The sequence below is a fragment of the Dyella sp. genome (genome assembly GCF_036746095.1).
Taxonomy (GTDB): domain Bacteria; phylum Pseudomonadota; class Gammaproteobacteria; order Xanthomonadales; family Rhodanobacteraceae; genus Dyella_B.
This window is the reverse complement of the sequence record NZ_DAIOEU010000020.1, coordinates 56,822-68,051: the sequence shown is the minus strand read 5'-3', so window position 1 is coordinate 68,051 and position 11,230 is coordinate 56,822. Positions and strand designations below refer to the sequence as shown.

12 protein-coding genes are annotated in these 11,230 nt (G+C 61.6%); 1 reads left to right on the top strand and 11 read right to left on the bottom strand.

Annotated elements, in window-relative coordinates; all coding sequences use genetic code 11:
• The 6 genes from V7M64_RS10695 to rpoZ form a co-directional block, all read right to left on the bottom strand.
• Positions 1-172: type B 50S ribosomal protein L31 (locus tag V7M64_RS10695; RefSeq protein ID WP_333679129.1), on the bottom strand; the 172-nt coding region annotated here is incomplete at its 3' end.
• Between the two features lie 58 nt (positions 173-230).
• Positions 231-1,172 (bottom strand): nucleoside hydrolase, encoded by a 942-nt coding sequence (locus tag V7M64_RS10690; RefSeq protein WP_333679125.1) that lies wholly within the window; start codon positions 1,170-1,172, stop codon positions 231-233.
• Between the two features lie 50 nt (positions 1,173-1,222).
• On the bottom strand, positions 1,223-3,337 hold the full coding sequence (recG, locus tag V7M64_RS10685; protein WP_333679124.1) for an ATP-dependent DNA helicase RecG: 2,115 nt from the start codon (positions 3,335-3,337) through the stop codon (positions 1,223-1,225).
• An 80-nt stretch (positions 3,338-3,417) separates the two neighbouring features.
• On the bottom strand, positions 3,418-3,801 hold the full coding sequence (locus V7M64_RS10680) for a RidA family protein (protein ID WP_333679123.1): 384 nt from the start codon (positions 3,799-3,801) through the stop codon (positions 3,418-3,420).
• Positions 3,802-3,852: 51 nt separating this feature from the next.
• Positions 3,853-6,021, bottom strand: a complete 2,169-nt coding sequence (locus V7M64_RS10675) for a bifunctional (p)ppGpp synthetase/guanosine-3',5'-bis(diphosphate) 3'-pyrophosphohydrolase (protein ID WP_333679122.1) — start codon at positions 6,019-6,021, stop codon at positions 3,853-3,855.
• A 133-nt stretch (positions 6,022-6,154) separates the two neighbouring features.
• Complete coding sequence (rpoZ, locus tag V7M64_RS10670; RefSeq protein WP_188793155.1) at positions 6,155-6,445, bottom strand: DNA-directed RNA polymerase subunit omega; 291 nt, start codon at positions 6,443-6,445, stop codon at positions 6,155-6,157.
• A 214-nt stretch (positions 6,446-6,659) separates the two neighbouring features.
• Between rpoZ and V7M64_RS10665 the strand changes: the two genes are divergently transcribed.
• Entirely contained in the window at positions 6,660-7,526 is an 867-nt protein-coding gene (locus V7M64_RS10665; protein ID WP_333679121.1) for a VacJ family lipoprotein, read from the top strand.
• A 117-nt stretch (positions 7,527-7,643) separates the two neighbouring features.
• Here the strand turns inward: V7M64_RS10665 and V7M64_RS10660 are convergent, their stop codons facing one another.
• Genes V7M64_RS10660 through V7M64_RS10640 form a run of 5 tightly spaced genes read right to left on the bottom strand, consistent with a single transcriptional unit; the run spans position 7,644 to position 11,187 of the window.
• Positions 7,644-7,952, bottom strand: coding sequence for an STAS domain-containing protein (locus V7M64_RS10660; RefSeq protein WP_333679120.1), 309 nt, complete (start codon positions 7,950-7,952; stop codon positions 7,644-7,646).
• Entirely contained in the window at positions 7,952-8,641 is a 690-nt protein-coding gene (locus V7M64_RS10655; protein ID WP_333679119.1) for an ABC transporter substrate-binding protein, read from the bottom strand. Before V7M64_RS10655 ends, V7M64_RS10660 begins: the two co-directional genes overlap by 1 nt.
• Before the next feature lie 23 nt (positions 8,642-8,664).
• A complete protein-coding gene (mlaD, locus tag V7M64_RS10650) occupies positions 8,665-9,543 on the bottom strand; it encodes an outer membrane lipid asymmetry maintenance protein MlaD (protein ID WP_333679118.1) in 879 nt (292 codons plus the stop codon).
• 37 nt (positions 9,544-9,580) lie between these two features.
• A complete protein-coding gene (gene mlaE / locus V7M64_RS10645) occupies positions 9,581-10,354 on the bottom strand; it encodes a lipid asymmetry maintenance ABC transporter permease subunit MlaE (RefSeq protein ID WP_333679117.1) in 774 nt (257 codons plus the stop codon).
• Positions 10,351-11,187, bottom strand: coding sequence for an ATP-binding cassette domain-containing protein (locus tag V7M64_RS10640; RefSeq protein WP_333679116.1), 837 nt, complete (start codon positions 11,185-11,187; stop codon positions 10,351-10,353). Before V7M64_RS10640 ends, mlaE begins: the two co-directional genes overlap by 4 nt.
• Positions 11,188-11,230: the final 43 nt, after the last annotated feature.

Below are 11,230 nucleotides of genomic sequence, written 5' to 3'. Positions count from 1 at the left end.
AGAACGGGTGCGAGTGGCTGGAGATATCCACCTTGATCAGCGGGTACTCGTTGCCGTCTTCCCACTTGATGGTTTCCTTGGCGGCAATCGTCGAGCGCGTCAGAAACGCGAACTCGGACGAGAGATCCTGGAACACCACCTGACGGTAATTCGGATGGATATCGGGCTTCATGACGGACTCAAAGCGTGCGTGAAAAGAGCGGCATTGTATCGATCATGCTGAGCGTTGGTCAAGCCGCCTGCAGAGCCCCCAGGGCTCGCTGCACCATGGCCGCGAACTTGGCTTGGTCGAGCTCCATCACGACGCTGACCTGGGAGCGCCGACCCAGCCGACCGCTCCAGTCCACTACGGTGGCCCCGCGCGTCAGGCGGCCATCCAGCTCCACGCCAACGCGACGATGCTCGCTGTGCTTCACCACCGAAGGGTCAATGGCCACTGCCATCGCCAGTGCATCGGCAGCGATAATGCCTCTCCGCCCGCGTTCGCGATTGGTCTGGCGAGCGACCCGGAACACGCGGCCGAAAAACTTGGCCCGATGATCCCCCGCGGCCAGCCACTGATCGAATTCGTCCTCATCGAAGGCGTGCCGCAGGGTGAGCTCCCAATCGACGAGATCGAAGTCGGGGAAGCCCTCGAACACCACATGAGCGGCTTCCGGATCAAACCCGACATTGAATTCGGCAGGCACACGGCTGGTATTGCCACGCCCGGTCACCGCGCCGCCCATCACCACCAAGCGCTTCACACGCTGCGGCAGGGAAGGGTCCAGCCGCAGCGCCAGCGCGAGGTTGGTGAGGGGCGCCAGCGCTACCAGGGTGATCTCGCCCGGACGCTCGCGCGTCAGGCGAAGTATCGCCAGTGCCGCGTGTTCGTCCGCCACGGCGGTGTTCGGCTCGGGGAACCCGACATCGCCCAGACCGTCATGGCCGTGCACGAAGGCCGCATCTTCCTCGGGCAAGCGCACCAGCGGATTCGGACAGCCGGCAAACACGGGCGTGGCCGCGCCTACCAGATCCACCAACCTCCGCGCATTGCGCGTGGTGTGAGCAAGACCGACATTGCCAGCCGCAATGCTGAGGCCGAGTACATCGGCATGCGCATGGGCCATCAAGATCGCGAGGGCATCGTCTACACCCGGATCGGTATCAATCAGCAGTTGCGGCTTGGTCATCGTCATGTCGTCGACATTGAGCTGTACATCTTTTTCAAGCTACCTGCTTCTCAAGCACCTGCATAGCGCGCCGCACCGCCGATCCAACGATCGATCAGGCGCCCTGCGCGCTCGGGCTGCTGTGCCAGCATGTATTCGCCGACCTGCTGCACCGCCGGCAGCAAATGCGCATCGCGCGCCAAGTCAGCCATACGAAAATTCAGTTGCCCGGTCTGACGCGTGCCCAGCACTTCACCAGGGCCACGCAGCTCCAGGTCCTTCTCGGCAATGCGAAAGCCATCATTGGTTTCGCGCATCACCTGCAGACGCTCGCGCGCAAGCTGCCCCAACGGTGGCTGATAGAGCAGCACGCAGTTGGACGCCACCGCACCGCGCCCCACGCGCCCACGCAATTGATGCAATTGCGCCAGCCCAAGGCGTTCGCTGTTCTCGATCACCATCAGGCTGGCGTTGGGCACGTCCACCCCTACTTCGATGACCGTGGTGGCCACCAGCACGGACAATTCGCCCGCCTTGAATGCATCCATGATCGCCTGCTTTTCTTTTGGCTTCATGCGCCCGTGAATCAGGCCTACCTTAAGCTCAGCCAGCGCGTGTGACAGCTCAGCATGCGCCGCCTCCGCCGCCTGGGCGCGCAATTGTTCGGATTCCTCGATCAGCGTGCATACCCAATAGGCCTGCCGTCCTTCCAGGCAGGCAGCACGAATGCGCTCGATGACTTCGGCCCGCCGCGCATTGGAAATCGCAATGGTCTGCACCGGCGTGCGGCCGGGCGGCAATTCGTCTATGGCGGAGATGTCCAGATCGGCGTAGGCACTCATCGCCAACGTGCGTGGAATCGGCGTGGCAGTTAGCACGAGCTGGTGCGGCACCCCATCACCTTGCAATCCCTTGTCACGCAGCGCCAGCCGTTGCTGCACGCCAAAGCGATGCTGTTCGTCGACGATCGCCAGGCCTAGCCGCGCAAAGGCCACGCCCTCCTGCATCAAGGCGTGCGTACCGATCACGATCGGCGCACCATCCGCCACCCGCTGCATCGCCTGCTGGCGGGTTTTGCCTTGCTGTTTGCCAGCCAGCCATTCGACATGAATACCCAGTGGCTCCAACCAATGACGGAAGTTGCGCAGATGCTGTTCGGCCAGCAATTCCGTGGGCGCCATCAACGCGACCTGGTAACCGGCCTCGATCGCAGCCAGCGCCGCTGCGCAAGCCACCGCCGTCTTGCCGGAGCCGACGTCGCCCTGTACCAGACGGAGCATGGGGTGCGGCTGCGAGACATCCGCCGTGATTTCCTCAATCACTCGTTGCTGGGCACCCGTCAGCCGGAAGGCCAAGGATGCCAGCCAACGCTGCCGCAATACGCCGTCACCGCCAAGTACCGGCGCATGGCGCTGGCGCACGGCGGCACGCAAACGCTTCAAACTCATGTGCTGGGTAAGCAGCTCTTCAAACGCGAGGCGTTGTTGTGCGGGATGGCGCCCTTGAACCAGCTGATCCATGCGCGCATCCGGCGGCGGCCGATGCACGTAAAGCAAGGCCTCGCGCAATGACGTCAGCCCGAATTTTGCGCACAGTTTGGGCGGAATAAGTTCCAAGTCCGCCTCGGCAGGCAATCGTTGCAACGCCTTGTCGATCAAGGCTCCCAGACGTTTCTGCCCGAATCCTTCGGTGGTTGGATAGACGGGGGTGAGTCGCTCGTCGAGCGCCACAGGCGCGTCGTCGGTCAAGCGCCGATATTGCGGATGCACCATCTCCAGGCAGCCATTGCCCTGGCGAACTTCACCGTAGCAAAGCAGGCGCGCGCCCATCCGGAACTGCTCTGCCTGCGCACGGTTGAAGTGAAAAAAGCGCAGCAGCAAGGTATGCATCACACCATCGCCGATCGCCACTTTCAGTTGCGGGCGATAGCGGAAACCTTTCTCCACCGCCTCCACCGTACCGACTACCTGTGTGCGCATGCCGGGGTGCAAATCCGGCATCGGCGTCAGGTGCGTGCGGTCTTCATAGCGCAACGGCAAGTGGAACCACAGATCTTGCAGACAGTGCAGGCCCAGCCGCGTCAGCGATTCACGCAGAGCCGGGCCGACACCGCCAAGCGCCGTGGCCGGCAGCTTGCCCGCATCGTCGGCAACCGTGACGGCAGTTTGAGGTTTCGGGGCAACCATTCCTGAAGACTAACCGAGCACATCGACGCAACGCATTGGGACTGCCGACAAAGGCTGTCAGCAGTCTGCGTGCAAAGGGATCAGTCCGACACCATGACGGCGTCCACTTCCACCTGCGCGCCCTTGGGCAGGCCAGCAACTTCGATGGTGGACCGCGCCGGGTACGGCGCCTGGAAGTACTCATTCATTACCGCATTGACGGCCGTGAAGTTCGCCAGGTCAGTGACATAGATGCCCACGCGCACGAACTGCTCGAATGAGCCGCCGGCTGCTTCAGCCACGGCCTTGAGGTTGTCGAACACGCGGCGGGTCTGCGTGCTGATGTCGCCTTCCACCAGCATGCCGCTGGATGGATCGAGCGGAATCTGGCCGGAAAAATACACGGTGTTGCCGGCACGTACGGCTTGCGAGTACGGGCCGATGGCGGCAGGAGCTTTATCGGTAGCAATGATCGTGCGGGGCATGGGGTTCATCCGTTCAAGGCGGAAACGGAAGTGTAGCGAGAGAACGTCGCGCTACAACGGGTACCTGTACGCCCCGCTCACCACACCCGTCCGCCGCACGCGCCGAATCACTTCGGCCAGATGCTTGCGATTCTTCACCTCGATGGTGAACAACAGCGTGGCGGCCGAGGTGTCGCGCTCAACGTATTCCACGTTTTCGATATTGGAATCGGCAGCAGCAATGGCCGCCGCCACCGTGGCAAGCACGCCGGGCCGGTTGATGACTTCGATGCGCAGTTCGGCGCGGTAATCGCCTTGTACGTCGCGGTCCCATTCGATATCCACGCAACGCTCCGGCGTGGATTTGCGCAGCTCGGCCATGTTCGGGCATTCGGTGCGATGCACGACGATGCCCTTGCCTGGCGACAGGTAGCCGACGATTTCGTCGCCCGGCAACGGATGGCAGCAATTGGCGAAGCTCAGCACGCCACGCTCGGCGCCGGTGATATGGATCTTCTCCGTCGGATGCGTGACCAGCGCGCCACGTGCGGACGTACCCCGCGAGGTCACCAGCTGGCCGGCGACCTGATCGGGCATGCGATTGCCAAGCGCAATATCGGCCAGCAGCTCTTCCAGGCGCTTGAGCTTGGACTTGTGCAGGAATTTTTCCAGCACCTCCGGCTGGATGGCATCCAGGCTGGTGCCCAGCGCATCGAGCGCGCGATCGAGCATGCGGTGGCCAAAATCGACCGCGTCCTCGTGCTGCAGATGTTTCAGGTATTGGCGGATGGCGGTGCGTGCCTTGCCCGTGACCACGAATTCCAGCCACGCAGGATTGGGCACCGCCGACGGCGCCGTAATGATCTCCACCAACTGCCCGGATTCAAGCCGGGCGCGCAGCGGCAGCAACTTCTTGTCGACGCGCGCCGCCACCGCGTGATCGCCCACGTCGGTATGCACGGCATACGCAAAATCCAACGCCGTCGCATTGCGCGGCAGCGACAGGATGTCACCGCGCGGCGTGAACAAATAGGTCTCATCCGGGAACAGATCGATCTTGACGTTCTCGATGAATTCCGCCGCGGAAGGCGTGTTCGCCTGGCTATCGGCCAGGGCGGAAAGCCATTCGCGCGCACGCGCCTGCGCGCTGTTCGCCGGACCGCTTTCCGTCTTGTATGCCCAGTGCGCCGCGACGCCACGTTCGGCTACCGAATCCATTTCCTCGGTGCGGATTTGCACCTCGATCGGCGCACCGAACGGCCCGAGCAAAACGGTGTGCAACGACTGGTAGCCATTGGCCTTCGGGATCGCAATGAAGTCCTTGAAACGGCGATCGACGGGCTTGTACAAGGCGTGCACGACGCCCAGCGCCATGTAGCAGCTCATCGCCGTGTCGGTCACCACACGGAAGCCGTACACGTCCATCAGCTGCGCAAAGCTCTTGTGCTCATTGCGCATCTTGGAATAGATGCTCCACGACGACTTGATCCGCCCCACCACGCGCACCGGAATGCGCTCTTCGACCAGGCGCGCAGTGAGCGCGCCTTCGATGCGGCTCATCGCTTCACGGCGATTGCCGAGCGCGGCGCGAATGCGTTCGCTGATCACGCGATAGCGATCGGGATGCAGCGCGCGAAAACCAAGATCCTGCAGCTCGGCCTTGATCTTGTTCATGCCGAGGCGCTGCGCGATCGGCGCGTAGATTTCCAACGTTTCGCGCGCGATGCGGCGCCGCGCCTCGGGGTCTTTTGCGCCGAGCGTGCGCATGTTGTGCAGGCGATCGGCCAGCTTGATCAGGATGACACGCAGGTCGCGCGCCATCGCCAGCAGCATCTTGCGGAAACTTTCCGCATCCGCCTCCTGGCGGCTGGAAAAGCGCATCTTGTCCAGCTTGGTAACGCCGTCGACCAGTTCTGCCACCGGCTCGCCGAATTCGCCGGCCAACTCGGTGCGGGTCAGCTGCGTGTCTTCCAGCGTGTCGTGCAGGATCGCGGCGATGATGGTTTCCGCATCCATGCCGAACTCGGCCAGGATGCCGGCCACGGCGATGGGATGGGTGATGTAGGGCTCGCCGCTCTTGCGCGTCTGCCCTTCATGCGCCACCGCGCCGACTTGATAGGCGCGCAATACGCGCGCAACTTGCGGCTCGGGCAGATAGGCAAGGCGCTCTTTCAGCGCCAGCACGTAGGGCGGCAATGCGGACGTATCCGGGGAGGCTGGATGCGTGGCCGCCGTCGTCATGGAATCCCGGCGCCCGCTCAGGCCGTCGCCTCGCTGCAAAACTGAAAGAAGAAGTGGAGGCGTGACGCGTGGCTTATCGACCCGGTGTGGCCGGCTCGAGGTTTAACCCACTGTCGACAGCCGCCACCATCCATCAGTCATCTCCACCTTTGGAGAGATCGTCATCCACTTCCTGCGCCGCCCATTCCAGGGCTTCACGCTCGGCGCGTTCGCGCTCGGCGCGGTCGATCTCGTCGATCGTGACCTGGTCGATGCGACGATCGGCAATTTCACGCAGCGCCAACACCGTAGGCTTATCGTTGTCGGGGTTGACGGCCGGTTCGGCCCCGTTGGCGAGCTGGCGGGCGCGCTTGGTCGCCATCAGAACCAGTTCAAAACGGTTGTTGACCACCTCGAGGCAGTCTTCCACGGTAATGCGAGCCATCGGAAATCCTTGAACTATAAAAACTTATGCGGCCTTACAGTTTATCGGCCGGCTACCCGGCTGGCAACGCGAAGCGCTCGCGGCCATGCTGAACACGCTTTATCATGCCCGGCCATCGCACGCTAGCTCGAAACAATGTTGCAATACGTGCACAATATAGAACTAGAAAGTACACATATAATCTCCCCAACCTTTGCAGCGGACTCCCCCCTTGATGCCTTCCCTGCCCCGTCTTGCCGCACTCAGCCGTCTCCTGCCCGCCTTCGCCATGCTTGCCCTGTTGGCTGGATGTGCCATCGCGCCCCCTCGCACCGACGATCCGCTGGAGAAGTTCAACCGCAAGAGTTATGCCTTCAACATGGCGCTGGACAAGCACGTGCTGCGTCCGGTCGCGGTGGGTTACACCAAGGTGACGCCCAAGCCGGTGCAGACCTCGATCAGCAATTTCTTCACCAATATCAAGTTGCCGATCAGCATTGCCAACAATCTGTTACAGGCTCGTCCCAGTGACGCCATGACCGATACCGGTCGCTTCTTGATCAATATGACGGTTGGCTTGGCCGGCTTCTTCGATCCGGCCACGAAAATGCAGATTCCGATCAAGGAAACCGATTTTGGCATCACCCTGGCCCGCTGGGGCGTGCCGGAAGGCGATTACCTGATGATTCCGCTGCTCGGCCCGTCAACCTTCCGCGACGTGTGGCAGTACCCGGTGGACGGCTATCTGTTCGATCCGATCAGCTACTTCGAGAGCAATCACAAATTCCACTGGGGCCAGTACTACATCCCCGAAGCGGTCTATTTCATCCAGATGCGCGCCCAGTTGCTCGACGCCGACAGCTTCCTGCAGTCTGCCTACGATCCCTACGCCTTCGTGCGCGACGCCTGGCGCCAGAACCGTCTGAACAAGATCTACGACGGCAATCCGCCAGCGGACGTGATGTTGAAGTTGCAACAAGGCCAAGGCTCGAACAACAAGCAAGATCAGAATTTCGATCCTGCCGAGCTGTTGAAGGAGCAACAGCAATGGGAACAGAAGCAAAAACAGCAGGACAATTCAGGCAAGCCAGCTGGCGGCTAAGCCTGCAAGTTGAAATCCCCGATCTGATCGGCCGGATTTCAACCCGGCCAAGCAAAAAAAAACGGAGCTCGTCAGAGCTCCGTTTTTTGTGCCTGGTCGATCCCTGATTGCAGACCATCAGTGCAACAGCGATTCCACACCGCAAACTTGCGCAAGCGCCTGCATGCCTTCCGGCACGTGGCGCACGCTTACCCGGGGCCCGCCTCGATCGGCTTCCGACAATGCAGCCAGCACGCAAGCCAGGCCTGCACTGTCGCAACTATCCACGCCTCCGAGGTCAAGCGTATGGCGATCATGCCTGGCGAACGCACTGCGCATCGCCCTCAACGCATTGGCCGCCGTGGCGAAATTCAACGTGCCGGACACGGAGATCGTGTCCGGCACGTCTGCAATCACCTGAAACTTGCCGGACTTGGTGGGAGACATCAGCCCTGGCTGCCCTTATTGCCCTTGTTTTCCTGGTCCATCTTCTGCAATGCCCTGTCACCCTGCGTTTCCAGATCGGCAATCAGCTTGTCGAGACCTTCTTTCTTGATCTCGGCATCGACCTGGTTGCGGTAATTGGTGATGTAGGAAATGCCTTCGATGATGATGTCATACGCCTTCCACTGACCATCGGCGGTCTGGTGGAACACGAAGTTGACGGCGACCGGCTTGTTGTCGCTGGTGTTCATCTGCGTCTTGACCACGGTGTACTTCGGGTTGACCTCGCCATTGGACGGCAGGACCTTTACCGTACCCTTCGTATAGCCCAGCAGGCCTTCCGCATAGCGGTTGGTCAGCGAACTGTAGAAAGCCTTGGCAAAGCGCGCGCGCTGCTCGGGCGTCGCCTCGCGTGCGTGCATGCCCAGCACCAGGATCGACGCCCAATCGGTATCGAAATGCGGCAGGAAGATCTGATTGATCAACGCGATCAGCTTGGGCTTGTTGTTCTGCAGCTGTGCCTTGTGATCGGCGATCTGCGTATCGAGCTGGTGAGCGATGTCCTCGACAACGGCCTGCGGCGACGATGCGTTGGACGGCTGCGCGCTGGAAGCGCTCTGCGCGAAGGCCGGCGCGGCGATCACGACGCTGCCCAGGGCGAGGGCGGTGGCAATGGCCAGATGACGCAACATGGATGACTCCTCGTAAGGCCGGCTCAATGTTTGCCGGCAGGCTGATTGGACGAACCGTTACCGCTCCCACCGGCATTGCTGCTGCCGCTGGGCGAACCATTGACCAGGAACTTGCCGATGAGATCCTCCAGCTGCACGGCTGATTGGGTCAGCACGAGCTGGTCGCCTTCCTTGAGCGAATTCGGCGAGCCGCCGGGTTGGATCGCAACATACTGGCTACCGATCAAACCACTGGTGAATATGGCAGCGGCCGAATCGTCCGGAATCTGGTTGTACCGATTGTCGATGGCCATCGTGACGGTAGCGTCCAGCTTGGTCGGATCGGCTTTCACGTCGGATACATTGCCGATGGCCACGCCCGCCATCTTTACCGGCGCGCCAATCGTGAGCGTACCGACGTTGGTGAAGTGCGCCGTGACTTTGTAGCTGCCGCCGATGGCATCGGCCGAGCCGCCGCCACCGAAGAACTTGCCGAGCATTTCTTCCAGCGGCTGCGTCGACCGGGTCAACACCAGATGCGCCCCATCGGCCAGATATTGCTTGCCAGCGCCGAATTGCAGCCCGACGTACTGGTCGCCCAGCAGGCCGCTGGTATAGATCGCGGCCGTTGAATCGGTGGGAATCTGGTTGAATTTCTTGTCGATCGAGAGCTTGACGTCCGCCACGTCCTTGCCCGGTTCCAGCGTAATGGATTGCACTTGACCCACACGCACACCTGCCACCTTCACCGGCGCACGTTCTTTCAGCTGGCCAACGTTGGTGAATTGGGCATCCACCGTATAGCTCGTCCCTTGGTGGCTGTTGACCACCGAGGTCGTCTGCGTTGCAAGGTAAGCGAGCGCAGCGAAACCGAGCACGATGAACAGACCGGTGCCGACGGCATAGGATTTTCTCTGGCTCACGGCAAAGTCCTCAAAAAGAAGCAAATAGTCATGATGGTCACATCAGGAAAGCGGTGAGCACGAAATCCAGCGCGAGAATGGCGATCGACGAAGCGACCACCGTGCGCGTGGTGGCATAGGCCACGCCTTCGCTGGTCGGCGCCGTGGTGTAGCCCTGGAACACGGCAATCAGCGAGATCACCGCACCGAACACCAGGCTTTTCCAGACCAGGCCGTTGATCACGTCATCCCACACATGCACGGTGGCGGTCATGTTCGACCAGAACGTGCCGTTGTCGACGCCCAGCCAATTCACGGCTACAAGATGCCCACCAAAAATACTCAGTCCGCAGAACACGCAGCACAGCAGCGGCAGCGCGATCACGCCGGCGAGAAACCGCGGCACGGCAACATAGGCAATCGGATCCACGGCCATCATTTCCATCGCCGCGATCTGATCGGTCGCACGCATCAAGCCGATTTCAGCGGTGATCGACGTCCCTGCGCGACCCGCAAACAGCAATGCAGTCACCACCGGACCCAGCTCGCGATACACCGATAGCGCCACCACGGAGCCGGTCGCAGAGGTGCCGCCAAAAATGGCCAGCACGTGATACAGCTGCAATCCCAGCACCATGCCCACGAACAGCCCGCAGGTCATGATGATGGTGAGACTCATGCCGCCGACAAACCACAACTGCCGTACCGTCTCCGTCACATGCCGCATGCTGCGCGGAATGGCGGACAAAATGCGCAGCAGGAACAGGCCGCAGCGGCCAATCTGGGCCAGCGATCCGATCACGACGTTTTCGTGTCCCATCCGCGTGTTCATGCCGTTCCTTGCTTGAAACCGAGAGCCTCGGCGTAATCGCCGGCTGGATATTGGAATGGCACCGGACCATCCGCTTCGCCACCGAAGAACTGACTCGTCCACGGCGAGCCGCTCTCAGCGATGGTCTTCGGGTCGCCCTGCGCCACCACCTTGCCGTTGGCAATCAGGTAGACCACGTCGGCCACCTGCTTGATCGCCTCCAGTTCGTGCGCCACCAGGACGCTGGTCAGGCCCAGCGTTTCATTGAGCGTACGGATCAGCTTCAGCACCTGGTTCAGCGCGATCGGATCCAGGCCGACGAAGGGCTCGTCGTAGAGGATCAGCATCGGGTCGAACACGATCGCCCGCGCCAGCGCCACGCGGCGCGCCATGCCGCCGGAGAGCTCGCTTGGCATCAGCGACGCCGCGCCGCGCAACCCCACCGCCTGCAGCTTGGTGAGCACGATGTTGCGGATCAGCACCTCGGGTAGCCGGGTGTGCTGGCGTAGCGGGAAAGCCACGTTCTCGAACACGTCAAAATCGGTAAGCAAGGCGGAATTCTGGAACAGATAACCGATGCGCTCGCGCAGCTCGAACAGCGCATCGCGTCGCATTTCCGCCACGTTCCGCCCTTCCACCAGCACCTGGCCCGCGTCACTGCGCATCTGGCCGGTGATGTGCTTGAGAAGGGTAGTTTTGCCGGTACCGCTGGGCCCCATGATGGCGGTGACTTTGCCGCGCGGAATGTCCAGGTCCAGCTTGTCGAACACGACCTTGCCGTTGAGCACCGTGGTCAGGCCACGAATGCGCACCAGCGCGTCGTTGTCGGGTTGGGCTTGGACAGTATCGATCATGGCCAGGGGGACGGCGGGAAAGTGGAAACGTTAACTGAACTGG

Bases quoted from the DNA above. Each gene is read 5' to 3' on its own strand.
- V7M64_RS10675 (WP_333679122.1), bottom strand. From the start codon at position 6,021: ATGACGACGGCGGCCACGCATCCAGCCTCCCCGGATACGTCCGCATTG.
- V7M64_RS10690 (WP_333679125.1), bottom strand. From the start codon at position 1,172: ATGACCAAGCCGCAACTGCTGATTGATACCGATCCGGGTGTAGACGAT.
- recG (WP_333679124.1), bottom strand. From the start codon at position 3,337: ATGGTTGCCCCGAAACCTCAAACTGCCGTCACGGTTGCCGACGATGCG.
- V7M64_RS10655 (WP_333679119.1), bottom strand. From the start codon at position 8,641: ATGTTGCGTCATCTGGCCATTGCCACCGCCCTCGCCCTGGGCAGCGTC.
- V7M64_RS10660 (WP_333679120.1), bottom strand. From the start codon at position 7,952: ATGTCTCCCACCAAGTCCGGCAAGTTTCAGGTGATTGCAGACGTGCCG.
- V7M64_RS10665 (WP_333679121.1), top strand. From the start codon at position 6,660: ATGCCTTCCCTGCCCCGTCTTGCCGCACTCAGCCGTCTCCTGCCCGCC.
- mlaE (WP_333679117.1), bottom strand. From the start codon at position 10,354: ATGAACACGCGGATGGGACACGAAAACGTCGTGATCGGATCGCTGGCC.
- V7M64_RS10640 (WP_333679116.1), bottom strand. From the start codon at position 11,187: ATGATCGATACTGTCCAAGCCCAACCCGACAACGACGCGCTGGTGCGC.
- rpoZ (WP_188793155.1), bottom strand. From the start codon at position 6,445: ATGGCTCGCATTACCGTGGAAGACTGCCTCGAGGTGGTCAACAACCGT.
- V7M64_RS10680 (WP_333679123.1), bottom strand. From the start codon at position 3,801: ATGCCCCGCACGATCATTGCTACCGATAAAGCTCCTGCCGCCATCGGC.